Raw genomic sequence first — 24633 nt, 5'->3', positions numbered from 1 at the left:
TGACGCCTGGCTCACAGCACACCTTGGGGGTAAGACCCCAGCACCTTCAGGTCGGCAGCGCGCAGGCGCACTTCATCAAGCATCGCGGCAACATGGGGCTGCTCGTGATGGCCGATGAAGTCGATAAAGAACACGTAGTTCCATACGCCGCTGCGCGAGGGGCGCGTTTCCAGCCGCGTCATGTCGATCTGGTGGCGATGGAACGGCTCCAGCAGGTCGTGCAGCGCGCCGGGCTGGTTACGCATGGCCACCACCAGCGAGGTCTTGTCGTCACCCGAGAGCGGCGCATCCTGGCTGCCAATGATCAAAAACCGCGTGGAATTATCCGGGCGGTCTTCGATTTTATCGGCAATCACTTCAAGATCGTAAAGCTTGGCGGCCATGTCGCCGGCAATCGCGGCGCTGTGCCACTCGGTCCTGACCAGCTTGGCGGCTTCGGCATTGGAGGCCACGGCCACACGCTCGGCGTGCGGGTAGTGGGCATCCAGCCATTTTCGGCATTGGGCGAACGACTGCGGATGCGAATACACCCGCGAGACCTTGTCGCGCCGGGTATTTTCGCCCACCAGCAGGTGGTGATGAATACGCAGCACCACTTCGCCGCTGATGTGAATCGACGATTCCAGAAAAGTATCCAGGGTGTGGTTGACCACGCCTTCGGTGGAGTTTTCCACCGGCACTACGCCGTAGTTCACCGCCCCCGCTTCTACCTCGCGGAATACTTCGTCGATCGCTGCCATCGGCAGGCTGACCGCACTTTCTCCGAAGTGTTTGAGCGCCGCCTGCTGGGTAAAGGTGCCCTCGGGCCCCAAATAGGCGACTTTGACCGGCTGCTCAAGCGCGAGACAGGCCGACATGATCTCGCGGAACAGCCGCGCCATTTCCTCATCGGAAAGCGGCCCCTTGTTCGCCGCCATGATCCGGCGCAGCACATGGGCTTCACGCTCGGGGCGGTAGAACAGCGTGGTCGGATCTTCGGCAAGCTTGACTGCAGCGACATCCTTGGCGCACTGGGCGCGCTCGCTGATCAGATGAAGAATATCGCTGTCGAGCTGGTCGATGCGCTCTCGCAGCGCGTCCAGCCTGGCTGACGCATCAGACATGGTGGTTAGCCTTTTCGTTGTTCAAAATCGGCCATGAACGCGGTCAGCGCATCCACGGCGGTTTCGGGTACGGCGTTGTACAGGCTGGCACGCATGCCGCCCACGCTCCGATGGCCTTTCAAATTCAACAGCCCGGCGGCGTCGGCGTCCTGCAAAAACTCGTCGTCCAGACGCGCATCCGCCAACACAAAGGGCACGTTCATCCGCGAGCGGTTTAACGGTGCAATCGGGTTGCTGTAAAAGCCGCTTTGGTCAATCGCCGCGTAGAGCTTGTCGGCTTTGCGCTGATTGATCGCGTCCATCGCCTCAAGGCCGCCCACGTCGTTTTTGAGCCATTCAAATACCAGCCCGGTCAGGTACCAGGCGTAGGTCGGCGGCGTGTTGATCATCGAACCAGCTTTGGCCATGGCCTTGTAGCTAAACAAACCGGGCATGCCCGCTTGCGCCTGATCCAGCAGGTCGTCGCGGACGATGACCAGCGTCAGCCCCGCCGGGCCGATGTTTTTCTGCGCGCCAGCGTAGATCACACCAAACTGCGAGACATCAATCGGGCCGGAGAGAATGCTCGATGACATATCGCACACCAGCGGCACGTCAACGCCATCGGCGCGGCGCGCCTGAGGCGTGTAGTCAAACGCCAGCCCGCCGATGGTTTCGTTAGCGGCGTAGTGCAGGTAGGCGGCGTCATGGCTGATAGAAAGCGCTTCTTGGCGCGGCACCGCGACGTTGCCGTCGGCCTCGGTGCTCGCTGCCAAATGGTGCGACACGCACAGCTGTTGCGCTTCCGCCAGCGCCTTTTTGCTCCAGATGCCGGTTTGGATAAAGTTGGCGCTGCCGCCCTTGCCCAGCAGATTCATCGGCAGCATGGAGGACTGCAGCGTGGCGCCGCCTTGAAAGAACAGCACCTTGTAGTTATCCGGCACGCCCAACAGCGTACGCAGATCGGCCTCGGCGCGCTCGGCAATGGCGACAAACTCGGCGCTGCGGTGGCTCATTTCCATGGTCGAAAGACCGTAGCCGCGGTAGTCGAGCATTTCCGCCTGAGCGCGCTCGAGTACCGCAGTGGGCAGCGCTGCCGGCCCCGCACAAAAATTATGCTGACGGGTCATCGCTGCCGCCCTCTTCATTCTCAACGTCTTGATTTTCGACGTTTTCGTCAGCGCTTTCGGCGTCGGCGTCAAGCGCGTCCGGCGCCGTGTCTTCGGGCTCGTCAACGCGCACGGTTTTCACCAGGTGCTCTTCTTTACCCAGACGGATAAGCATCACGCCCTGGGTGTTGCGCGAGGTGGTCGAGACTTCGTCAACCCGGGTACGCACCAGAGTGCCGCGGTCGGTGATCAACATCATTTCGTCGCTGTCGTAGACCTGCATACCGGCCACCAACGCGCCGTTGCGCTCGCTGGTCTGCATGGCGATAACGCCCTGCCCGCCGCGGCCGCGCAGCGGGAACTCGCCCAGCAGCGTGCGCTTGCCGTAGCCGTTTTCACTGGCGGTCAGAATGTAGATCGGCGACGGCGCGCTGGCAGGCTCGACGTGCGTTGCACTTTCAGCACTCTCAACGTCGGCACTGGCCTCGTCTTCGGCGTCAATCTGCTGGTGCTGGGGAATGATCAGACTGATGACTTCGGCGCCCTTGGCCAGACGCATGCCGCGCACGCCGCGGGCCGTGCGGCCCATGGCGCGCACGTTACCTTCTTCAAAGCGGATGGCCTTGCCGTTGGACGACAGCAGCATGGCGTGGTCTTGACCTGAGGTAATCGCCGCACCGACCAGGCGGTCGTCGTCGTCGATATCAATGGCGATCAGCCCGACGCTACGCGGCCGCGAGAACTGCTCAAGGCTGGTGCGCTTGACCGTGCCCTTGGCCGTGGCAAAAAAGATGTAGTGATCGGGATCGTACTCGCGCACCGGCATGATGGCGTTAATCGCTTCGCCTTCGGCCAGCGGCAGCATGTTGACCAGCGGTTTGCCCCGCGAGCCACGGCTGGCGTTGGGCATTTCGTAGACCTTGAGCCAATAGACCTTGCCGCGGTTGGAGAACAGCAGCACGGTGTCGTGGGTCGAGGCGACCAGCAGGTGCTCGATGACGTCTTCGTCTTTCATCGCCGTGGCCGACTTGCCGCGCCCGCCGCGATGCTGCGCCTGATAGTCGGACAGCGGCTGAGTCTTGGCGTAGCCCGAGCGCGAAACGGTGACCACCATGTCTTCTTCGGCGATCAGGTCCTCGATGGACAGGTCCAGATGGCTGGCCTGAATCTCGGTGCGGCGCGGGTCGCTGTACTGATCACGCACGGCGACCAGCTCTTCGCGGATGACGTCCATCAGCCGGTCGGGCGAGGCCAGAATCTCGGTCAGCTCGGCAATCCGCTCAAGAATCGTCAGGTATTCGCTGAGCAGCTTCTCGGTTTCAAGGCCAGTCAAACGGTGCAGCCGCAGCTCCAGAATCGCCTGCGCCTGCGCCGGCGACAGCTGATAGGCCGTCGCTGCGGTGTTGAGGCCAAAGGCTTCATCCAGCTCTGCGGGCTTGCACGAGGTGGCGCCGGCGCGTTCAAGCATGCCGGTCACCTGGCCCGGCTGCCAGGTGGTCGCCAGCAGTTTTTCCTTGGCCTCGGCCGGGTTGGGCGCGGCCTTAACCAGCGCGATCACTTCATCGATGTTTGAGATAGCCACGGTCAGGCCTTCGAGCAGATGACCGCGCTCGCGGGCTTTCTTCAGCTCGAACAGCGTGCGCCGGGTGACCACTTCGCGGCGGTGGCGGACAAAGGCTTCGAGAAACTCTTTCAGATTGAGCAGGTGCGGCTGGCCGTTTTCCAGCGCCACCATGTTGATGCCGAAGACATTTTGCAGCTGGGTCTGGGCAAACAGATTGTTGACGATCACCTCGCCGGACTCGCCGCGCTTGGCCTCGATGACGACGCGCAGACCGTCTTTATCCGACTCGTCGCGCAGCTCGGCAATGCCTTCGATGCGCTTTTCCTTGACCAGCTCGGCGATCTTTTCAATCAGCCGCGCCTTGTTCACCTGATACGGCAGCTCGGTGACGATAATGTGGTCGCGGCCGCTCTTGTCGTCATGCTCGATGGTGTGACAGGCGCGGATATAAATACGCCCGCGGCCGGTGCGGTAGGCTTCGAGAATCCCGGCGCGGCCGTTGATAATGCCGCCGGTAGGGAAATCCGGCCCCGGCACGTACTCCATCAGGTCATCAATGGACAGCGTGTAGTCGTCGATCAACGCCAGGCAGGCGTCGATGATCTCGCTCATGTTATGCGGCGGGATGTTGGTCGCCATGCCCACGGCAATGCCCGAGGAGCCGTTGATCAACAGGTTGGGCACGCGGGTAGGCAGAACGTCGGGGATGCGCTCGGTGCCGTCGTAGTTGTCGACCCAGTCAACGGTGTCTTTATCCAGATCGGCCAGCAGCTCGTGGGCCAGCCGCGCCATGCGTACTTCGGTGTAACGCATGGCGGCAGCGTTATCGCCGTCGATCGAACCGAAGTTGCCCTGGCCGTCGACCAGCACGTGGCGCATCGAAAAGTGCTGCGCCATGCGTACGATGGTGTCGTACACGGCGCTATCCCCGTGGGGGTGGTACTTACCGATCACATCGCCGACCACACGCGCCGATTTCTTGTACGGCTTGTTCCAGTCATTATTGAGCACGTGCATGGCGAACAGCACCCGCCGATGCACGGGCTTAAGGCCGTCGCGCACGTCAGGAAGCGCACGGCCGATAATGACGCTCATCGCATAGTCGAGATACGACTGCTTAAGCTCGTCTTCAATGTTAACGGGCAGAATTTCTCTGGCGATGTCACCCATGGAAGTCAGATCCTTTGCACTGCATTGGCACTGCGAGAGTGGAAAGCGCGAATACCGGACAACGGCGCGCAAATATCGCCACATCATACCACTGCAGAAGCGCCAAGGGCAGCCGCTGGCACCCTTGACCCTGGAACACTACCCCGCTAGGCGGTAAAAGCCTCGCGAGTCGTGATCAGCGCGTTGAGCGCCTGACGCACGTCGCCTTCAATAAAAGCGGCATGATTGGCTTTCAAATCCAGCAGCACAAAGGTCAGATCTGCCTGTGCCACCAGCGCGCTATCGTGGCGGCGAATAATCTGGTGGTGGCATACCGCGCTGCGCTCGCCCACGTGGACAATGCCGGTGAGCACCACCAGATCATCGCCGAGCACCGCCGCGCTGCGGTAATCAATATTCAGATTGACCACCACGAAAGCCCGGCCGGCCTGATGCAGCCCGGCAATCAACTGCGGCTGCTCGTCGAAAAACGCCCAGCGCCCCTCTTCCATAAACTCCAGATAGCGGGCGTTATTGACGTGGCCGTAGCCGTCCAGCTGATACCCGCGTACGCGCAGCGCCGTGCGTGAGAGTAAATCGTTCATGGTCATGGCTCCCTGGTGTTTTGTTCTTAACGTCTGTTCTTAACGTCTGTTCTTAACGTCTGTTCTTAACGTCTTTTGGCTGCCGGTGGCTGCATGCAGCGTTACCGGCATGGGTGTTGACCGCCAGCCCAATCAAACACAAGTTTGAAACGACTACAACAAGTGTGCCTATCAAGGAAAAAGCTCAAGAAAAGCCCTTAAGCAAAAGCCCCGGCAGGAATCCCCGCGACACGCTGGCAGGAAGGCACCGCTTTCGCCATAATGTGCTCCTTTTCTCAGCATCCATTTCAAGAATAGATCTCAATAACCGATCTCAAGGACAGGCGACATGTGGTTTAACGATGTGGTTTAAGAATTTGCTGCTTTACCGCCTACACGGCGCCCCCGAGCTCGACTGCGCCACGCTTGAAGACGCGCTGACCGAACACGCCGCCGCGCCGCTGGGCAACGCCGATGCCCGCCGCTTGGGCTGGACAGCGCCGGCCGGGCGCGCCGGTGGCGGCCAGTTCGTACACGAAATCCAGGGCCATCGCCTGCTCTCGGTCTTGCGTCAGGAGCGCCTGCTGCCGGCGTCCGTGGTCAAGGAAGAGGTCGACGAGCGGGTGGCCGATATCGAACAGGCCGAGGGCCGCAAGGTCACACGTAAGGAAAAGACCGCCTTCAAGGAAGAAATCACCGAGGATCTGTTGCCGCGTGCTTTCATCCGCCGACAGAAGACCGATCTCTGGTGGGATACGCGCCAGGGGCTGATCGGCATCAACGTCGGCTCTCGCGCCCGCGCCGACGACATCCTTGATCTGCTGCGCGAGACGCTGGGCAGCCTGAAAGTCACCCCGCTGGCCGCGCAAACGCTGCCCATCCGCGCGATGACCACCTGGCTGACCGATCCCGCCAGCCGCCCCGCCGACATGATCCTTGGCGATCAGGTCGAGCTCAAGGCCAAGGGCGACGACGGCGTGCTGCGCGCCCGTCAGGTCGACCTTGACGGCGATGACATCCAGCAGCTGCTGGAAGGCGGCCGCCAGGCCAGCCAGCTCGCGCTGGGCGTGGAAGGCCGGCTCGGCTTTGTGCTCACCGACGATCTAACGCTCAAATCGCTGCGCTTTGGCGACGCGCTGATTGAAGAGGCTGACCATGCCGACGACGGCGACGATGCGCTGGCGCGTCTGGAAACCGACTTTATCCTCATGGCCCAGGCGCTTTCCGAAGACGCAGTGCGCCTGCTCGAGTGGCTCGGCGGCGAAGCGCAGAGCGGCAACGCAAACGAGCACGGGCACTTTTCGGATACCCCCTAACGACTCGACGGATCGACGGATCGCATGACTGACGACAATAATTTATCCCAGGCCCATAGTTCAGCCCACGCCGCCCCGGATTCAGCTGAAACGGACCCCTGGGCCGAGATTCGCCCTTACACCGACGCCGAAGTCAACGCCGTGCTCAAGCGGCTGGCACGTGATAACGAACTGCTTAACGCGCTGACGCGCTTCCGCCTGCCGCGCCTGGCCCGGGTGGCACCGCCGCTGGCGCGACTGCTGGCCAGCCGAGCAGTGCGCCGTGAGGTCAAAGACGTGACCAGCGTGCGCGCTTTCCAGCAGCGCATTGCCCACTATATGGATCGCATGATCCGCACCAGCACGGACGCCTTCGAGGTCTCGGGGCTTGACCGGCTGGACGCCAACGTCGCGTACCTGTTTATCGGCAACCATCGCGATATTTCACTGGATCCGGCGTTCGTCAACTATGCGCTGTATCAGGCCGGGCGCGACACGGTGCGCATCGCCATCGGCGACAACCTGCTGAAAAAGCCCTACGTCACCGACCTGATGCGCCTCAACAAAAGCTTTATCGTGCCGCGCAGCGCGCGCGGCAAGCGCGCCATGCTCGCCGCCTACCAGAAGCTGTCGGCCTATATTCGCCATTCGATTACCGCCGACAACCACTCGATCTGGATGGCCCAGCGCGAAGGCCGCGCCAAAACCGGCATCGATCTCACTGACTCCGCCACCGTCAAAATGCTCACCATGGCGCGGCGCATGGCCGACAAACAGGCTCCCTTTGGCGAGGCGGTTGCCGAGCTGCGCATCGTGCCGGTATCCATCAGCTACGAGCTTGACCCCTGCGACGTGCAGAAAGCCCAGGAGCTTTACGACATGGATACCCGGGGCGGCTACGACAAAAGCGAGTTCGAGGATATCCAGTCAATCGTTGCCGGCATCACCGGCGACAAAGGCCGCGTACAGCTGCACTTTGGCCGCCCGATCGGCACCGATATGGGCACGCCGGACGAAGTGGCCGCCGAGATCGACCGTCAGGTGATCGGCGGCTATCGCTTGTTCCCCACGCATTATCTGGCGCTTGAAGCCTTGGGGGATGCGCCTGAGCTGGTGCCCCGCAAAGCCATCACCGCGCAGGACCGCGAACGCTTTGCCAAGCGCCTCGCCGCGGTGCCCGAGCCGCTGCGCCCTTACTGGCTGGCCCAGTACGCCAATCCGGTCAAGCACAAGGCCGGTCGTTTGACGCTTTAACGCCGGCGCCGCCGCCTTCAAAGCGGCGCCCGGGCACTGCGCCGAGCGGCAAAAAATGCTATGGTCAAATAATTGCGCCCCGACGGGGTAGCCGCGTGCCAAGGCGTATTCAGGAGAGCCTCAATGTCCGCTTCAGAAATTCAAAAAACGCGCGTTATCAACGAACTACAAAGTTTTATCCGTAAGCTGCTGCAAGATCCTGAGATCCTTGAGCAGTCGCTGGCCGCCGCCCGCCAACAGCTGGACAACGGCGGCAGCGCCGACAGCATGGCGCGCGTGGCCAACGAGATCTCTGACACCACCAGCGTGCACATTCCGGAAGACCCGGCCGAGCATTCAGAAGCCGACAAGATGTTTCTGGCGCTGCTGCGTGAAGTCGTGCTCGAAGAGCAGGCGCTTTACTAGCTCGCTCCGCTCACTGCCCCCAACGGCGAGGCGCCAACAGGCTTCGCCGTTTTTGACGCTGTCTTATATACGGGTTTTATCAACGGCCTTACACACCGCCTGACGTTAACGGAAGTATCACCCACCATGCCTAACACCGCCACGCGCAAGATTCTGGTGACCAGCGCGCTCCCCTATGCCAACGGCGCCATTCACCTGGGCCATTTGCTTGAGTACATTCAGACCGACATCTGGGTACGCTTCCAGAAAAGTCGTGGCCAGCAGTGCCACTATGTATGCGCCGACGATGCCCACGGCACCGCTATCATGCTGCGCGCCGAGCAGGAAGGCATTACCCCGGAGGCGCTGATCGAGCGCGTCTCCCGGGATCATCAGGAAGATTTTGCGCGCTTTGGCGTGGGCTTTGATAACTACCATTCAACCCACTCGGATGAAAATCGCTACTTCAGCGAGCTGATCTACACCCGCCTGCGCGATGCCGGGCATATCTCTACCCGCGATATCGAGCAGATGTATGATCCGCAAAAAGGGCTGTTTCTCGCCGACCGCTTCATCAAGGGTATCTGCCCCAAATGTCACGCCGACGATCAGTACGGCGACAACTGCGAAGCCTGCGGCGCGACCTACACCCCAGCCGAACTGATCGATCCGGTCTCGGCCGTTTCCGGCGCCACCCCCGAGGTGCGAACCTCCAGCCACTATTTCTTCAAGCTGCCCGATTTTGCCGACTTCATGCAAAACTGGATCAACGACGGCCACGTGCAGCCGCAGATCCGCAACAAGCTGATGGAATGGTTCGAGGCAGGCTTCAACGAGTGGGACATTTCCCGCGATGCGCCCTACTTCGGCTTCGAGATTCCCGATGCGCCGGGCAAATATTTCTACGTCTGGCTCGACGCGCCCATCGGCTATCTGGCGAGCTTCAAGAACCTCTGTGATCGCGACGGGCTGGACTTTGACAGCTACTGGCAGCCCGGCTCCGACGCCGAGGTATACCACTTCATCGGCAAGGATATCGTCTACTTCCACGCGCTGTTCTGGCCGGCAATGCTGCACGGCGCGGGGCTGCGCACGCCGACGGCGGTCAACTGCCACGGTTTTGTCACCGTCGATGGCGCCAAGATGTCCAAGTCGCGCGGCACCTTTATCAAGGCCGCCACCTACGCCGACTACTTGAACCCCGAATACCTGCGCTACTACTTTGCCGCCAAGCTGACGTCAAAGGTCGACGACCTGGATTTGAACCTTGACGACTTCGCCGCGAAGGTCAACGCCGACCTGGTCGGCAAGGTGGTCAACATTGCCAGCCGCTGCGCCGGCTTTGTGAAAAAACTCGGCGGCGGCACGCTGTCCGAGCATTGCGCCGAACCGGCGATGCTGGCACGCTTTATCGCCGCCGGCGACGACATCGCCAACGACTTTGAAGGCCGCGAGTTTTCCCGCGCCATGCGTCGCGTGATGGAGCTGGCCGACGAAGCCAACACCTACATCGCCGACGCCGAGCCATGGGTGCTCGCCAAGCAGGAAGGTCGTGAGCAGGAAGTGCTGGATATCTGCTCGGTAGGTATCAACCTGTTCCGCCAGCTGATGGTCTATCTGGCGCCCGTGGTGCCGGCCATGGCCGAGCAGGCGCGCGCATTTCTCGACCTTGAAACGCTCGACTGGGCAAGCCGCCACAAGGTGCTGTCGCACCACGCCATCAACAAGTTCAAGCCGCTGATGACGCGCATCGAACGCGACAAGATCGAGGCCATGGTCGAGGCGTCGAAGGAGGATCTGGTGGAAGAGCAAAAACTCAAAGACGCCCCCAAAGGTGCCTTGGCAGCCGACCCGATTGCCGAGGAAGTCAGCTTTGACGACTTCAGCAAGGTCGACCTGCGTATCGCCCGCATCGCCAAGGCGGAATACGTCAAAGGCGCCGACAAACTCCTGCAGCTCACGCTGGATCTCGGCGGCGAAACGCGCAACGTGTTCTCGGGCATCCGCTCGGCCTACGCGCCCGAAGCGCTGGAAGGCCGATTGACCATCATGGTGGCCAACCTCGCGCCGCGTAAAATGCGCTTTGGCGTATCGGAAGGCATGGTGCTGGCCTCGGCCAACGACGACGGCATTTACCTGCTGTCGCCGGACGACGGCGCCGAACCCGGCCAGCGCGTTAGCTGATGAGCCGTCACGCCCTGATAGACGCCGTCGATGCATTGCTGCCGCAGACCCAGTGCGGCAAATGCGGCTTCGACGGCTGTTTGCCCTACGCCGAGGCCATCGCCGACGGCGAGCCGGTCAACCGCTGCCCGCCGGGCGGCGAGGACACCCTTGCCCAGCTAGTTAAGCTGACCGGCCAGCCGGCGCAAACGCTTGCCGAGCCCGCCCAGCCGCCACTTGCCGCGGTGATTCGTGAAGACGAATGCATCGGCTGCACCAAGTGCATTCAGGCCTGCCCGGTGGACGCCATTCTCGGCGCGGCCAAGCGCATGCATACGGTGATCACCGACGAGTGCACCGGCTGCGAGCTGTGCGTAGCACCCTGCCCGGTCGACTGTATCGACATGGTCGCACACCCCGCCTGGCAGGCGTCGCGAAGCGCTGAAGAGCAAGACGACTATATCGCCCGTCGTGCCGAACTCGGCCGCCAGCGCCACCGCGCGCGCCAGCAGCGTTTGACCCGCGAGGCACGCGAAAAACGCCTCGAGCGGCGCAAACGTCGGCGGCAAAAAAGCCACTCGGCAAGCCCCACAGGCTCAACGCCGGACGGCAGCTCTGCCAACGCTACCGCGCTGCGCCAGAAAAAGCTCGCGGCGCGGGCGGCCGAGCAAGCGCTCAAGCGCGTTCACCAGCAGCTTTCCAGCGCGCGGCGACGCGGCGATGCCGACGCCGAGGCCACCGCCATCGACCAGATCCCCAGCGCCGAGCGGCTGGTGGCCGACGCCCAGCGGGCTCTTGAAGACGCTTCACCGGACGTTGACGCCACGCCATGAATGCCCACAAGCGCTTTGAGATTTTTGCCCGGCTGCAGGCCGAAAACCCGCACCCGACCACCGAGCTTAACTGGGCGACGCCCTTTGAGCTGCTTGCCGCGGTGCTGCTTTCCGCGCAGGCCACCGACGTCGGCGTCAACAAGGCCACCGCGCGGCTCTATCCCATCGCCAATACACCCCAGGCGATTATCGACCTGGGGCTCGACGGCCTCAAAGAACACATCAAGACCATCGGCCTTTACAACACCAAGGCCGTCAATCTGATGAAAACCTGCCACCTGCTGGTCAACCAGCACGGCGGTGAGGTGCCCCGCACCCGCAAGGCGCTTGAAGCGCTGCCCGGCGTGGGCCGCAAAACCGCCAACGTGATCCTCAATACCGCCTTTGGCCAGCCCACCATCGCCGTGGATACGCATATTTTCCGCGTCTCCAACCGTACCGGGCTGGCGCCGGGCAAAAACGTGGTCGAGGTCGAGCAAAAACTGATCCGCCACGTTCCTCGCGAGTTCAAACAGGATGCCCACCACTGGCTTATCCTGCACGGCCGCTACACCTGCATCGCGCGCAAACCGCGCTGCGGCAGCTGTGTCATTGAAGACCTGTGCGACTATTCTGAAAAAACGGAACTCTGACAAGACGAGACTCTGAGCAGACCCAGCCCTGATAAAGCACGGCTCTGTTAAACCGAACCACCGCTCCCGATATTCGGCCAAGGTCGCCTTGGCTGAAGGCATCTGCTTGCATAGACTCCAGTCATAACCACAACAACGCTCAACACTGCAGGAGAACGCCATGGCTCAGGTACCGGCGCAAGTACTGGTGGTCGATGACGAGCCCAACATCTTGCTCTCGCTTGAGTTTCTGATGCAGCAGGCCGGATTTGACGTGACCACGGCCGCCGACGGCGAAAGCGCCCTTGAGCGCATTGACGCCGGCCTGCCCGATTTACTGCTGCTCGACATCAGCCTGCCCGGCATCAGCGGCTTTGACGTGCTCGAACGGCTGCGCGCCGCCGCCGCGACCCGCCGCCTGCCGATTATCATGCTCACCGCCCACGGCCGCGAGGTCGAACGCGAAAAAGGCATGGCACTGGGCGCGGATGACTACATCACCAAGCCGTTTTCGACTCAGGCGCTGGTCGAGAAGGTCAAGACGCTACTGACCGAGTCCGATCATGACGCGCCATGACCGCCGTCAGGGGCTTCCCAAACGCCAGCGCCTGATCGGCCTGTGGCTGTTGCTCAGCGGCGTCAGCCTTGTGGGTGGCGCGATTTTTGCTGCCTGGCTGGATGCCCGGCTGGGCGTGGGCGGCGGTGAACGCGTCGCGCTGTGGCTCGGGAGTTTTTCCGGCGGCGCGACGATTCTGCTCGTAGGGCTGGCGCTGGAGCGCATGCTGTTTACTCCGCTGCGCCATTTGCAGGCACAGCTGGCGCGCCTGGTGGCAAGCCCCGATGCCCGCGATGAGAACCCGCCCGAAGGCTGGCTAACGGGGTTGGGGCCGGATCTTGCGCGAGTGCGGGAAAGCTGGCGCGCCGACCGTAGTCGACTAACGCAGGCGTATGCTGAAGGCGCGCACGACGCCGCCCAGGTACGCCAGCGGCTTGAAGCCCTGCTGCAGGTGCTGCACACGCCGTTGCTGCTCTGCGACCGCCACCGCCGATTGCTGCTGCTGAACGCCGCGGCGGAACGCTTTTTTGCCGGCCATACCGGGCTGGGGCTGGGCAAGCGCATCGATGCATTACTGCCGGCCGCCAGCCTGCAGAACGCGCTGGCTCAGCTGCCCAATGACGGTACTCCGCGCGAGCTGCTGCTGCCCTGCGATGAGCGCTGGTTAAAGGTGACGTTACGCCGGCTGCCGGAAAGCGACGGCGAAAGCCTTGTCACTTTCACCGATGCCACCCTCGCCTGGAGTACTGAAATGGGCGTACGCGCCGAGCTTGGCGCCCGGCTGGCCGAACTGCGCCGCCAAGCGGCGAGCGTCACCAGCGCCGCCGAGGTGCTGAAAACGCTGAGCGTATCCAACGCTGATGCCAGCGCGCTGCGCGAGCGGCTGGAAAGCGCCATCGATGAAGATAGCCTGGCACTGGGCCACAGCATTACCCACATGGGCCAGCTGATTGACGATATGCAGCGCCAGGGCGAGCAGCTGACGCCGATCTGGTCCAACGATTTCTGGCAGGCACTGGACGAGCGGCTCGACCCGTCGCGCCGCCTGATTACCCCCATCGGCATGCCCGCGTGGTTCAAGGGCGACGCGCCGGCGCTGATCGCGCTGCTCGACTCACTGCTGCAATTTCTTGGCGCACAGCTGCCCACCGGCCGCTTTGAAGGCGTTGGCTTTGAAGGGGAAATGGGGCTGGGCAACAAACGGGTGTATCTGGATATGAGCTGGCACGGCCCACCGCTGCCTGAAGGCGAGCTGGCCCGCTGGCAGCGCCAGCCGCTGACCACGCTGCCCCACTCACCTACCGCCGCCGAGGTGCTGCGCCAGCACGCCAGCGAGATCTGGAGCCTGGCCGATGCCGACGGCAAGCGAGCGCGCATTCGCCTGCCGCTGCCCGCCGCCGAGCGGGTCGGCGCACCGCCCCGCGCCGTAGCGCCGCGCCCCGAGTTCCATGACTTCGGCATCGCCAATCTGCCCTCACCCGATGAAAGGCTGGCCGACTTGTCGCTGCGCAGCCTGGAAGTCGTCGCCTTCGACACCGAAACCACCGGGCTGGCGCTGCGCCGCGGCGATACCGTGGTCAGTCTGGGCGCGTGCCGCATCGTCAACGCCCGGGTGCTGGCCAGCGAAACCTTCGCTCAATACGTCAACCCCGAACGCGCCATTTCCGCCGCGAGCACCGCCATCCACGGCCTTATTGACGCCGATGTGGCCGACGCGCCGACGCTTGCCACCACGCTCCCGCAGTTTCGCCACTATGTGGGCGATGCGGTGCTCCTCGCCCACAACGCCTCCTTCGATATGCTCGCCATCAGCCAGCACGGCGTTGAATTTGCCATGCCGGTGCTGGACACCCTGCTGATTTCCCGGGCGCTGGACGAAGCGCTGGACGGGCACGATCTGGACAGCCTTGCGGCGCGCTATGACATCACTTTCCCGCCGGGCACGCGCCACACCGCACTGGGCGATGCCCGGGTCACCGCTGCGCTGTGGCTGGCCCTGCTGCCGCGCCTGGAAGCCCGAGGCATAGATACCCTGGAAACGCTGCTGGCGCTGCAGGCCAACGCCATCGACGTGGAGGATGCCAGCCTGTGAATACGTCTCCGCGCCCCCCTTCGCGCAAAAAAGAGCGCTTGGCCGCGCTTATTATTGCCGCCGTGGTGTTATTCAGCCCGCCGCTGCTGCTGATCATTGACCGCTTGCCCTCGGTGACCGGCGTGTGGCTGGTAGTGTACCTGTTTGGCGCCTGGGCGAGCGTTATCGGCCTTGCCGCCTGGCTGATGGAAACCCGCGAGACACCCGACAAGGGCGAGCCGCCCAACCATGCATAGCGACGCGGTGATTCTGGCTGCGGCCTTCGGCTATCTGGCGCTGCTGTTCGTGGTCGCCGCCTGGGGCGACCGGCGCGCCGAAGCAGGCCGCTCGGCCATTGGCTCGCCCACGGTGTACGCGCTGTCGATCGCGGTATATTGCACCGCCTGGACGTTTTACGGCAGCGTCGGACGCGCCTCTACGCAGGGGCCCCACTTTTTGCTGATTTACCTTGGCCCTACGCTGGCCATGCTCAGCGCGCCGTTTGTGATCCGCAAGATGGTGCGCATCGCCGCCCGCCAGCGGATCACCTCGATTGCCGATTTCATCAGCGCCCGCTACGGCAAAAGCGCAGGGCTGGGGGCCATGGTGGCGTTTATGGCGCTGATCAGCAGCACGCCGTATATCGCCCTTCAGCTCAAGGCGATTACCGTTAGTCACGCGGTGCTGGTGAATTATCCCCAGCCCGCCGACGTGGCGCTGGAAGAGGCGCATTTCTGGATCGACAAATCGTTCTGGGTGGCGCTGGTGCTAGCGGTGTTCATTATTCTGTTCGGCACCCGTCATCTTGACGCCAGCGAGCGCCACGAAGGCATGGTCGCCGCTATTGCGCTGGAATCGCTGGTCAAGCTGGTGGCGTTTCTCGCCGTCGGCGTGTTTGTCGTCTTCGTGATGTTCAACGGCCCCGCCGACCTGCTGGGTCAGGTGGCTCGCACGCCCGAGCTTTCTCACGTGCTCAGCCTGGAGCAGGTGCCCGGCGGCGCGACGGGCTGGGTGGGCGTGCTGGTGCTCGCCGTGCTGGCGTTTCTGACCCTGCCACGGCAATTTCAGGTGCTGGTGGTCGAAAACGTTGATGAAACCCACATCGACCGCGCCAGCTGGCTGTTCCCGCTGTATCTTTTACTGATTAACCTGTTTGTCATTCCCATTGCGCTGGCGGGGCTGCTGCTGGGCGGCGCCAATGCCGACCCGGACAGCTTCGTACTCACCCTGCCGCTATCTGCCGGCGCCGAGGCGCTGCCGCTGTTCGTGTTTATCGGCGGGCTTTCCGCCGCGACCGGCATGATGATCGTCGAAACCATTGCGCTTTCCACCATGGTCAGCAACCAGCTGGTGATGCCCTTGCTGCTGCGCCTTGACCTGCTGCATTTGAGCGGCAAAGGCGAGCTCGCCGCCTGGCTGCTGGGCATTCGCCGTGTGGCCATCGTGCTGATTCTACTGCTGGGCTATGGCTACCACGCGCTCATCGGCGATGCTTACAGTCTGGTCACCATTGGTCTGGTGTCGTTCGTCGGGGCGGCACAGTTTGCTCCCGCCATGCTGATCGGTCTTTATTGGCGCGGCGCGACGCGCACCGGCGCGCTGCTGGGGCTGGGCGCCGGCTTTGGCATCTGGGCCTATACCCTGCTGATTCCCGGCTTTGCCCAATCGGGCTGGCTTGATATCTCGCTGATCGAACAGGGGCCCTGGGGCATTGGCTGGCTCAACCCCTACGCGCTGTTTGGCCTTGAAGGCTGGGATATTTACACCCATGCGCTGCTGTGGAGCCTGCTGGCCAATATCGGACTATTGGTTGGCGTGTCGCTGTTCACCCGCCCTACGGCGCTGGAACAAACCCAGGCGGCGCTGTTCACCGAGGCGCTGCACCCCAACCTGCCCAGCGCCTCGCTGTGGCACGGACAAACCACCCAGGGCGAGCTGAGCGAGCTGGTCAATCGCTATCTGGGCGCGGCGGCCACCCAGCGGGTGTTTGCTCTTTCCTCAAAACAGTCGTCAACGCAACCTCAGTTGGCCGCTGAAAAGCCGGCATCGCACCAGCTGATTACTCGCGCTGAACAGGCGCTGGCGGGGTCGCTGGGCAACGCTTCAGCGCGGGTACTGATCAACTCCGTGGTGCGCGGCGAAGCCCTTGATCTGGCGTCCATCCTCAGCATTCTGGATACCACCTCCCAGGCGCTTGAATATAACCGCCGGCTGGAGCAGAAATCCGCCGAGCTTGAGCGCGCCAGCGAAGCGCTACGCCGTGCCAACGAGCGCCTGCGTGAGCTTGACCGGCTCAAGGACGAGTTCGTCGCCATGGTCAGCCACGAACTGCGTACTCCGCTCACGTCCATTCGCGCCTTTGCTGAAATCCTGCACGCTGACGACACTCTGGACGCCGACAAACGCCGCCACTTTCTGGAAGTCATGGTCCACGAAAGCCAGCGGCTTTCACGCCTGATCGAAGAAATCCTTGATTTGGCGCAGCTGGAAAGCGGGCGCCTCACGCTCAATCCCGAGCGGCTCGACCTCGCCGTGCTTGCTCGCCGCGGCGTGGATGCCGTCGCGCGGTTGCAGCATGACCGTGGCATAACCCTCGCGGTCGAGCTTCCCGACACTCAGGCCATGATCGTCGGCGATGTGGACCGCCTGGAGCAGGTGATCATCAACCTGCTGGATAACGCCGGAAAGTTCGCCGACCCCACAGCACCACAGGTGCTCCTACGCCTTGGCCGCCACAAGGATCACTTTCGCCTGAGCGTCGAGGACAACGGCCCGGGCATCGGCGCCGCCGAGCGCGAGCGGGTGTTTGAGAAGTTTCATCAGCTGCAGCAACAGGCAAGCGCTCAAGGTCGCCCTCGGGGCACCGGGCTGGGGCTTTCCATCAGCCGCGGCATTATCGCCCACCTTGGCGGGCGGCTATGGGTCGACAACGGCCAGCGTCTGTCCGGCGCCTGCCTGACCCTGGAGCTTCCCGAAGCCCCTGAGAATGAGGCGGCGAGGCAATAAGGTCTATTAACGCTTATTGCGCGGAGGTGTCGTGATCGTCTCGCCGGCGTGGATCGAGCGCAAACATGGCGTCACCGGTCTCATCAATAAAACGCTGCGCCTTGGTGATCATCATCGCATCGCAGGCCTCGCGGCCAGGCAATATATCCGAACGCTCAAAGCGATGCTCACGCACCTCGCCATCGTCAAGCGGCTGCTGAATGATGCCGCTGACGCGAAACTGGCCACTCTGCCCGTCGGGACAGGAAATAATCAGATAGCCCTTGTAGTCAACCGGCTCGGCTGACTGGGCGCCATGACTCGCCCCCGTGCTTTTCGCACTGCCAAACAGGCCGGCAAACAGTTTTTTTAACATTGTTCTTCTCCCCTTTTCTTGACCATTCCCTCTTAATAGCACAAAACGGCAAAGACCCTGGTGGCCTTTGCCGTTTTTGTCGTTCCCCGCTTGGCTCAGGCGCTGTGCCTGACACGGCGCTAGGACTGCTTGCGGCCTTTACCGGCGGCAATGCGCAGGCGCAGCGCGTTGAGCTTGATAAAGCCCTCGGCGTCCTTCTGATCGTAGGCGCCGTCATCGTCTTCAAAAGTGGCGATGGACTCATCGAACAGCGACGCCTCGGACTTGCGTCCAACTGCCGTCACGCTGCCTTTGTAAAGCTTCATGCGCGCCACGCCGGAAACGTTGTGCTGGGTTTCGTCAATGGCGGCCTGCAGCATGCGGCGCTCGGGGCTCCACCAGTAGCCGTTATAAACGATTTCGGCGTACTTGGGCATCAGCTGGTCTTTCATGTGCGCTTCTTCGCGGTCAAGCGTGAGCGACTCAATGGCGCGGTGGGCGCGCAGCATGATGGTGCCCCCCGGCGTTTCGTAGCAGCCGCGCGACTTCATGCCGACGTAGCGGTTTTCGACAATATCCAGCCGGCCAATGCCGTTGTCGCCGCCCAGCTGATTGAGCTTTTCGAGCACTTCGTGGGGCTTCATCGCCTCGCCGTCAATGGCGACGATATCGCCTTTTTCATAGGTCAATTCGATGTAGGTGGGCGTGTCCGGCGCGTCTTCCGGCGAGACGCTCCAGCGCCACATGTCGTCCTCGGCTTCGGCCCAGGGGTCTTCCAGAATGCCGCCTTCGTAGGAGATGTGCAGCAGGTTGGCGTCCATGGAGTACGGCGATTTTTTCTTCTTGCCGGAGAAGTCCACCGGAATAGCGTTCTCCTCGCAGTACGCCATCAGCTTCTCGCGGGAGTTGAGGTCCCACTCGCGCCACGGCGCGATGACCTTGACGCCAGGCTTGAGCGCGTAAGCACCCAGCTCGAAGCGCACCTGGTCATTGCCCTTGCCGGTGGCGCCGTGAGAAATGGCGTCGGCGCCGGTGGCGTTGGCAACATCAATCAGCCGCTTGGCAATCAGCGGGCGGGCAATCGAGGTGCCCAGCAGGTATTCGCCTTCGTAAACGGTGTTGGCACGAAACATCGGGTAGACATAGTCGCGCACAAATTCTTCGCGCAGATCTTCAATGTAGATTTCCTTGACCCCAAGCGCTTCGGCCTTGGCGCGCGCCGGCTCGACTTCCTCGCCCTGACCGATGTCAGCGGTAAAGGTGACCACCTCGCAGCTGTAGGTTTCTTGCAACCATTTGACAATAACGGACGTGTCCAGGCCGCCGGAATAGGCCAGCACCACCTTTTTGACATCGGACATCTTGTGCTCCTTCAGTTAATAAAACCCGTATTACTAGCACCCAAGGGGGTTGATAAAACCCGTGGCTAAACATCCCACGAGTAAAAGTAAAGAGGTAAAAAATGGATGATAAAGCAAACCCCAAGTATAGCGCCCCGGGCTGCCAACGAATACCGCAAGCGACGCTTTGCGTATAAAGCTGCTAGAATCCGCCTGTTTGGTCACCTTGAAAGCGGTGCCTTTTTTGCCCTCGAGGGTTTTCACTTACTCGCTATCCCTACTACTTGCTAAAGGAGAGCAGCATGAGCGAGGCAATTGCCCGCGATTTGATGGCCCGGCGTTTTCGTAGTTATTTGCCGGTCGTGATCGATCTGGAAACCGGCGGCTTTAACGCCAATGGCGATGCGCTGCTGGAAATTGCGGCCGTCACGCTGACCATGGACCCGGACGGCAACCTGCTGCCCGATGCCACCTACTCTTATCATGTTCGCCCCTTTGAAGGCGCCAATATTGAGCAGGCAGCGCTGGATTTTACCGGCATCAATCTGGATGATCCGCTGCGCCAGCAGGTCGCGCTGGATGAACAGCAGGCGCTGGGCGAGATTTTTCGCCCTATCCGCAAGGCCCTCAAGGCCCACGGCTGCACCCGCGCTATTCTGGTCGGCCATAACGCCGCCTTTGATCACGGCTTTTTGAACGCGGCGGCCAACCGCTGCGATATCAAACGCAACCCGTTTCACCCGTTCTCAAGCTTTGATACCGCCTCGCTTGCCGGGCTGGTCTACGGCCAGACGGTACTCGCCCGCGCCTGCCGCGCGGCCGGTATCGAGTTTGACAACAAGGAAGCACACTCGGCGCGCTACGATACCGAGCGCACCGCCGAGCTGTTCTGCTCCATGGTCAACCGCTACAAGGACCTCGGCGGCTGGCAGCTTGCCCAGCGTGAACAGGATATGGACAGCCCCGGCTAATACCCTACCGCCCGGCGGCGAGGCAGATGCAGCCGCCGGCGCTTTGCGCTAGAATTCGTCACCGTTAATGTAATCACACCCGAGGGGGCTTGCCGTCCTCGGCGTTTTTTTACGTCCCGTTTTTCAGGAGTCACACCGTTTCCATGGCCCAGCACAACGCTTTTTACGCTCAGTCCGGAGGCGTCACCGCCGTCATCAACGCCAGCGCCTGCGGCGTTATCGAAGCCTGCCGTGAAGCGCCGGAACACATCGGCAAGGTATACGCCGGTCATAACGGCATTATCGGGGCGCTTACCGAAGATTTGATCGACGCCAGCCATGAAAGCGACGAGACGGTTGCCGCGCTGCGCCACACGCCGGGCGGCGCGTTCGGCTCCTGCCGCTACAAGCTCAAGGATATCGACACTCACCGCGCCCAGTACGAGCGCCTGATCGAAGTTTTCAAAGCGCACGATATCCGCTACTTCTTTTACAACGGCGGCGGCGACAGCGCCGATACCTGCCTGAAAGTCTCCCAGCTGTCCGAGAAGCTCGGCTATCCGCTGACCGCCATCCACGTGCCCAAAACCGTGGACAACGACCTGCCGATTACCGACAACTCGCCGGGCTTTGGCAGCGTGGCCAAATACATTGCCACCTCAACCCTCGAGGCTTCGCTGGATATCGCCTCGATGTGCGCCACCTCGACCAAGGTGTTCGTGCTTGAAGTCATGGGCCGCCACGCCGGCTGGATTGCCGCCGCCGGCGGGCTTGCCGGCCAGGGCGAAGGCGAGCCGCCGCACCTGATCATCTTCCCCGAAATCGCCTTTGACCGCGAAGCGGTCATGGCCAGGGTGGAATACAGCGTCAAGCACTACGGCTACTGCGTGATTGTGGTCTCGGAAGGCGCACGCTACGAAGACGGCACCTTTCTCGCCGATGCCGGCAACACCGATGCCTTTGGCCACCGCCAGCTGGGCGGCGTGGCGCCGACGCTTGCGGGCATGGTCAAGCAGGATCTGGGCTACAAGTATCACTGGGCCGTGGCCGACTACCTGCAGCGTGCTGCACGCCATCTGGCATCAAAAACCGATGTCGAACAGGCGTACGCCGTGGGCCGCGAAGCGGTAACGCTCGCGCTGGCCGGCAAGAACTCGATGATGCCGGCGATTCGCCGCACGTCGCAGGCGCCCTACCAGTGGGACGTGATTTCTGCGCCGCTGGTTGATATCGCCAATCAGGAAAAGTTCATGCCGCGCGACTTTATCAGCGAAGACGGCTTCGGCATCACTCCCATCTGCCGCGACTATCTGTCCCCGCTGATCCAGGGCGAGGATTTCCCGCCGTTTGAAAACGGCCTGCCCAAGGTCGCCAAGCTGAAGCTGGTCAAGGTGGAAAAGCGCCTGCCCGTGTTTACGCTCTGAAGTTACCCTCTAAAGGCAAAGCCGGCCTCCTGCGAAAAGCTTGCTACATCAAGAGGTTGTAGGAGGGCAGCTCCGCTGCGCGACCGACATCCAACAGCAACCCCGGCGGGCCTCTGGCCCGCTTCGCCCGGCAAAGCCGGCCTCCTACAAAACCCGTGCATTGCCACACCCCACGCGCGACGGCATCCCCAGGTTGTATCGGCCCTACCGCAGTACCCAGGACAGCACCAGCAACAGTAGCAGAATACCCGCCACGCCCTGCCAGAAGCGCCGGGCGTCGGCGCGCTGTGCGGCGTCCGGCGGCGAAAGACCCTGTCGCTTGCGTAACGCGTGCAAAAGCTCTGACATGCGCCGAAAGCGCAGCGCGCGCTGAGGGTCGAGCGCGCGGCGCAGGATGTCGTCCAGCGCCGGGGTGATTTCCGGGTTGGCGCTGCGGGCACTGCGGTAGCTGAGTGCTTCCAGATCGGTATGATTGCGCAGCGTATCCGGCGTCAGCCGGTACGGCAGCTGGCCGGTTAACAGCCAATAGACCGTAGAGGCAAACCCGTACTGGTCGCTGCGCTGTCCCACACCGTCACCCAGCGCGTATTCCGGCGCCGTATGCGGCGTAAAACCGATCGGGCGCAGTATCTCGCCGGACTGGCGATGGCCATCGGCGTCGCGCAGGTGGCAGGCACTAAAATCGGTCAGCACCAGCTTGCCGTGCTCATCGACCAGTACGGTATCCGGATTGATCTGCTGATGCAGCACCTCGTGGTGATGCAACGCCTGTACCGCCTTGCCCAGCTGGCCGGCCATTTCCAGACGTTGCCCAAGCGTTGCCTGCGGGTGACGCGCTGCCCACTCGCGCAGAGTCTCACCGCGTACGCTTTCCAGCAGATAGTAAAGATAGTGGCGCGGACGAGACGGCGCGACCCCGCGCACTACAAACGGCGATTTGACGTGCTCTACCACCCACTGCTGCAGCAAAAAATGCTCCAGATAGGCATTGCGCAGCGAAAGCTCCGGGCTTGGCGCTTTCATCACCCGCTCGGCCCCGGAATGCACGTCACGCACGCGATAGACCCGTGACTGCGCGGTGCGCGCGAGCACATCAATCACTTCCAGGCCGTCAAGCCGATCACCCGAAGCAAGTTCCGGAGGAATCGGCAGGCTGCCGTAAAGCTGGCTGGGCTCGTCGCTTTGCACCTCGGGCAGCTCATCGATGCGCACCAGCTGAAAGCAGAACTGATCCACGGCGTAGCCGCGCTGCTGGGCGCGCGTGGTGGCTTCGCCAGCCAGTCGGTCGCAGGCGGCGTGAAGGTCACTGGCATCCTGACGAATAAGACGCACATAGTCAGAGGGCAACAGCGTGCCGCGCACCGCCTGGGTGGTGAACAGAAAAATATCGCCCTGCTTGAGCGGGATTTCGGCGTAATCGATATCTACACTGTTATCCAGCCCCAGCGCCCTTGACGGATAGCGGTAGCCGCCGAGGTCAGTCACGTGGTCGCAGCTGAGCTGCTCGAACTCCGCGCCGCGCAGGCGGAACACCAGCGTATCCCCCAGATGAAACAGATGCGCGCTTTGCCGGCGAAAGATCATCGCCGACATCGACGCGACAAAGCTGCCGGCATCCAGCTGGCGGCTCTGGCCGTAGCACCAGCCGTTCAGCGCACTCAGCACCCGCGTGGCCGATTTTTTCACGTTCCAGTGGTCGGGCGTGGCAAAATAATCCGCGAGAAAAGCGCGTACGCTCAAATCCCCCGCCTGCTTGGCCAGCGCGTTGCGCGAGATTGAATCGCTGATAATCGCACAGCCACCCTTGGCCTGAATTACCGGCTGTTCGGGCAGCCTAACCGACATCGAGCTGCGCTGCTGGCCCCGGTTAGGCGCCACCAACGCCTGGCCGTAACTGATAAGCAACTGTGCGTGCGCCACGTTCTCCTCCCAACCTCGTCGGGCGGGCCGAGGTTATTGTGGGGTATGCATAAACAACCAGGAATCATACACGCCGCAAGCTGTATACCACTATGCGACTTATTGCATACAAAGAAGGCTTGCCAAATGCGCTCAGCGCCGGTTGGACTTTTCGCCGGGGCTCACTGTTCCTGACATACGCTTCTTTACATAACCGGCCTATTTATAGACTCGCCCTATGTCGCATTGGTAATCCTTACGCCATGTTCGTATAATTTAACGCCATTACGTTCGGCACCGGTCAGCGCTATCATGCCCTGACGCGTTGCAACACGCACAAGCCCCAAGGATCCAACGATGAACTTTGCTAACATCCCCGCCGGTAAGGACCTGCCCAACGATATTTACGTGGCCATCGAGATTCCGGCAAATCACGCGCCGATCAAGTACGAGATCAACGAAGACATGGGCGCGCTGATGGTGGATCGTTTCATGGCTACGCCAATGTTCTATCCGGCCAACTACGGCTTCATTCCGCACACCCTGGCCGACGACGGCGATGCGCTGGACGCGCTGGTCGTCACGCCGCACCCGGTCACGCCCGGCAGCATCATCCGTGCCCGCCCGGTTGGCGTCCTTAACATGACCGACGAAGCCGGCGAAGATGCCAAGCTGGTCTGCGTGCCCCACGCCAAGCTGTCCTCGCTTTACGACGGCATCGAGGAAGTCACCGACCTGCCCGAGCTGCTGCGCCAGCAGATTGCCCACTTCTTTGAAAACTACAAGGATCTGGAAAAAGGCAAATGGGTGAAAGTGGAATCCTGGGAAGGCGCCGACGCTGCGCGCAAGGCGATTGAAAAATCCGCTGCCGCCTACCAGAAAGCCTGATGGCGCCAGATAACATTGCCGTGCCATGGTTATCGTTAACGCACTCTCGTTAACGCACAACGATGATCACACCACCAGCGGGCTGCCTTCGGGCAGCCCGCTGGCGTTTCCGGCAACGATTAACATTCCATGAAGGT

General features: G+C 62.1%; 20 protein-coding genes. 13 read left to right on the top strand and 7 right to left on the bottom strand.

Annotated elements, in window-relative coordinates; translation table 11 throughout:
• Positions 1-11: 11 nt before the first annotated feature.
• From pheA to B5495_RS00955, 4 genes are all read right to left on the bottom strand, one after another.
• On the bottom strand, positions 12-1103 hold the full coding sequence (gene pheA / locus B5495_RS00970) for a prephenate dehydratase (RefSeq protein WP_079550542.1): 1092 nt from the start codon (positions 1101-1103) through the stop codon (positions 12-14).
• A 5-nt stretch (positions 1104-1108) separates the two neighbouring features.
• Positions 1109-2212 (bottom strand): 3-phosphoserine/phosphohydroxythreonine transaminase, encoded by a 1104-nt coding sequence (gene serC, locus B5495_RS00965; protein ID WP_079550540.1) that lies wholly within the window; start codon positions 2210-2212, stop codon positions 1109-1111.
• Positions 2196-4925: a DNA gyrase subunit A gene (gene gyrA / locus B5495_RS00960; RefSeq protein ID WP_079550538.1), complete on the bottom strand. Its 2730-nt coding sequence runs from the start codon at positions 4923-4925 to the stop codon at positions 2196-2198. Before gyrA ends, serC begins: the two co-directional genes overlap by 17 nt.
• Positions 4926-5071: 146 nt before the next feature.
• Positions 5072-5509 (bottom strand): acyl-CoA thioesterase, encoded by a 438-nt coding sequence (locus B5495_RS00955; protein ID WP_079550536.1) that lies wholly within the window; start codon positions 5507-5509, stop codon positions 5072-5074.
• Between the two features lie 341 nt (positions 5510-5850).
• Here B5495_RS00955 and B5495_RS00950 point away from each other — a divergent pair, with 341 nt between their 5' ends.
• From B5495_RS00950 to B5495_RS00905, 10 genes are all read left to right on the top strand, one after another.
• Complete coding sequence (locus B5495_RS00950; RefSeq protein ID WP_079550535.1) at positions 5851-6804, top strand: recombination-associated protein RdgC; 954 nt, start codon at positions 5851-5853, stop codon at positions 6802-6804.
• A gap of 24 nt (positions 6805-6828) precedes the next feature.
• A complete protein-coding gene (locus B5495_RS00945) occupies positions 6829-8037 on the top strand; it encodes a 1-acyl-sn-glycerol-3-phosphate acyltransferase (RefSeq protein ID WP_079550534.1) in 1209 nt (402 codons plus the stop codon).
• 123 nt (positions 8038-8160) lie between these two features.
• Complete coding sequence (locus B5495_RS00940; RefSeq protein ID WP_079550533.1) at positions 8161-8442, top strand: hypothetical protein; 282 nt, start codon at positions 8161-8163, stop codon at positions 8440-8442.
• Positions 8443-8568: 126 nt separating this feature from the next.
• Complete coding sequence (metG, locus tag B5495_RS00935; RefSeq protein WP_079550532.1) at positions 8569-10605, top strand: methionine--tRNA ligase; 2037 nt, start codon at positions 8569-8571, stop codon at positions 10603-10605.
• Entirely contained in the window at positions 10605-11417 is an 813-nt protein-coding gene (locus B5495_RS00930; RefSeq protein ID WP_079550531.1) for an RnfABCDGE type electron transport complex subunit B, read from the top strand. Before metG ends, B5495_RS00930 begins: the two co-directional genes overlap by 1 nt.
• Positions 11414-12049 (top strand): endonuclease III, encoded by a 636-nt coding sequence (nth, locus tag B5495_RS00925; protein WP_079550529.1) that lies wholly within the window; start codon positions 11414-11416, stop codon positions 12047-12049. The genes B5495_RS00930 and nth overlap by 4 nt, the downstream gene beginning before the upstream one ends.
• 160 nt (positions 12050-12209) lie before the next feature.
• Complete coding sequence (locus B5495_RS00920) at positions 12210-12605, top strand: response regulator transcription factor (protein WP_079550528.1); 396 nt, start codon at positions 12210-12212, stop codon at positions 12603-12605.
• A complete protein-coding gene (locus B5495_RS00915) occupies positions 12592-14676 on the top strand; it encodes a 3'-5' exonuclease (RefSeq protein WP_079550526.1) in 2085 nt (694 codons plus the stop codon). The genes B5495_RS00920 and B5495_RS00915 overlap by 14 nt, the downstream gene beginning before the upstream one ends.
• The gene (locus tag B5495_RS00910) at positions 14673-14912 is read left to right on the top strand and encodes a hypothetical protein (RefSeq protein WP_331712885.1); all 240 of its coding nucleotides are present in this window, start codon (positions 14673-14675) and stop codon (positions 14910-14912) included. Before B5495_RS00915 ends, B5495_RS00910 begins: the two co-directional genes overlap by 4 nt.
• A complete protein-coding gene (locus tag B5495_RS00905) occupies positions 14905-17661 on the top strand; it encodes an ATP-binding protein (RefSeq protein ID WP_079550525.1) in 2757 nt (918 codons plus the stop codon). The genes B5495_RS00910 and B5495_RS00905 overlap by 8 nt, the downstream gene beginning before the upstream one ends.
• Before the next feature lie 13 nt (positions 17662-17674).
• Here B5495_RS00905 and B5495_RS00900 read toward each other — a convergent pair whose 3' ends face one another.
• Complete coding sequence (locus B5495_RS00900; RefSeq protein WP_079550523.1) at positions 17675-18016, bottom strand: HlyU family transcriptional regulator; 342 nt, start codon at positions 18014-18016, stop codon at positions 17675-17677.
• Between the two features lie 119 nt (positions 18017-18135).
• On the bottom strand, positions 18136-19356 hold the full coding sequence (locus tag B5495_RS00895; protein ID WP_079550522.1) for an argininosuccinate synthase: 1221 nt from the start codon (positions 19354-19356) through the stop codon (positions 18136-18138).
• 281 nt (positions 19357-19637) lie between these two features.
• Between B5495_RS00895 and rnt the strand changes: the two genes are divergently transcribed.
• Both rnt and B5495_RS00885 read left to right on the top strand, forming a co-directional pair.
• The gene (gene rnt / locus B5495_RS00890) at positions 19638-20306 is read left to right on the top strand and encodes a ribonuclease T (protein ID WP_079550521.1); all 669 of its coding nucleotides are present in this window, start codon (positions 19638-19640) and stop codon (positions 20304-20306) included.
• 143 nt (positions 20307-20449) lie between these two features.
• Entirely contained in the window at positions 20450-21709 is a 1260-nt protein-coding gene (locus tag B5495_RS00885; protein ID WP_079550519.1) for a 6-phosphofructokinase, read from the top strand.
• Between the two features lie 204 nt (positions 21710-21913).
• Here B5495_RS00885 and B5495_RS00880 read toward each other — a convergent pair whose 3' ends face one another.
• The gene (locus B5495_RS00880; RefSeq protein WP_079550517.1) at positions 21914-23629 is read right to left on the bottom strand and encodes a bifunctional protein-serine/threonine kinase/phosphatase; all 1716 of its coding nucleotides are present in this window, start codon (positions 23627-23629) and stop codon (positions 21914-21916) included.
• Between the two features lie 336 nt (positions 23630-23965).
• Here B5495_RS00880 and ppa point away from each other — a divergent pair, with 336 nt between their 5' ends.
• Complete coding sequence (gene ppa / locus B5495_RS00875) at positions 23966-24496, top strand: inorganic diphosphatase (RefSeq protein ID WP_079550515.1); 531 nt, start codon at positions 23966-23968, stop codon at positions 24494-24496.
• Positions 24497-24633: the final 137 nt, after the last annotated feature.

This window comes from Vreelandella subglaciescola, from assembly GCF_900142895.1.
Taxonomy (GTDB): Bacteria; Pseudomonadota; Gammaproteobacteria; order Pseudomonadales; family Halomonadaceae; genus Vreelandella; species Vreelandella subglaciescola.
The sequence above is the reverse complement of the archived record's forward strand: the minus strand, read 5'-3'. Positions and strand labels throughout refer to the sequence as shown.

Bases quoted from the DNA above. Each gene is read 5' to 3' on its own strand.
- pheA (WP_079550542.1), bottom strand. From the start codon at position 1,103: ATGTCTGATGCGTCAGCCAGGCTGGACGCGCTGCGAGAGCGCATCGAC.
- serC (WP_079550540.1), bottom strand. From the start codon at position 2,212: ATGACCCGTCAGCATAATTTTTGTGCGGGGCCGGCAGCGCTGCCCACT.
- gyrA (WP_079550538.1), bottom strand. From the start codon at position 4,925: ATGGGTGACATCGCCAGAGAAATTCTGCCCGTTAACATTGAAGACGAG.
- B5495_RS00955 (WP_079550536.1), bottom strand. From the start codon at position 5,509: ATGAACGATTTACTCTCACGCACGGCGCTGCGCGTACGCGGGTATCAG.
- B5495_RS00950 (WP_079550535.1), top strand. From the start codon at position 5,851: ATGTGGTTTAAGAATTTGCTGCTTTACCGCCTACACGGCGCCCCCGAG.
- B5495_RS00945 (WP_079550534.1), top strand. From the start codon at position 6,829: ATGACTGACGACAATAATTTATCCCAGGCCCATAGTTCAGCCCACGCC.
- B5495_RS00940 (WP_079550533.1), top strand. From the start codon at position 8,161: ATGTCCGCTTCAGAAATTCAAAAAACGCGCGTTATCAACGAACTACAA.
- metG (WP_079550532.1), top strand. From the start codon at position 8,569: ATGCCTAACACCGCCACGCGCAAGATTCTGGTGACCAGCGCGCTCCCC.
- B5495_RS00930 (WP_079550531.1), top strand. From the start codon at position 10,605: ATGAGCCGTCACGCCCTGATAGACGCCGTCGATGCATTGCTGCCGCAG.
- nth (WP_079550529.1), top strand. From the start codon at position 11,414: ATGAATGCCCACAAGCGCTTTGAGATTTTTGCCCGGCTGCAGGCCGAA.
- B5495_RS00920 (WP_079550528.1), top strand. From the start codon at position 12,210: ATGGCTCAGGTACCGGCGCAAGTACTGGTGGTCGATGACGAGCCCAAC.
- B5495_RS00915 (WP_079550526.1), top strand. From the start codon at position 12,592: ATGACGCGCCATGACCGCCGTCAGGGGCTTCCCAAACGCCAGCGCCTG.
- B5495_RS00905 (WP_079550525.1), top strand. From the start codon at position 14,905: ATGCATAGCGACGCGGTGATTCTGGCTGCGGCCTTCGGCTATCTGGCG.
- B5495_RS00900 (WP_079550523.1), bottom strand. From the start codon at position 18,016: ATGTTAAAAAAACTGTTTGCCGGCCTGTTTGGCAGTGCGAAAAGCACG.
- B5495_RS00895 (WP_079550522.1), bottom strand. From the start codon at position 19,356: ATGTCCGATGTCAAAAAGGTGGTGCTGGCCTATTCCGGCGGCCTGGAC.
- rnt (WP_079550521.1), top strand. From the start codon at position 19,638: ATGAGCGAGGCAATTGCCCGCGATTTGATGGCCCGGCGTTTTCGTAGT.
- B5495_RS00885 (WP_079550519.1), top strand. From the start codon at position 20,450: ATGGCCCAGCACAACGCTTTTTACGCTCAGTCCGGAGGCGTCACCGCC.
- ppa (WP_079550515.1), top strand. From the start codon at position 23,966: ATGAACTTTGCTAACATCCCCGCCGGTAAGGACCTGCCCAACGATATT.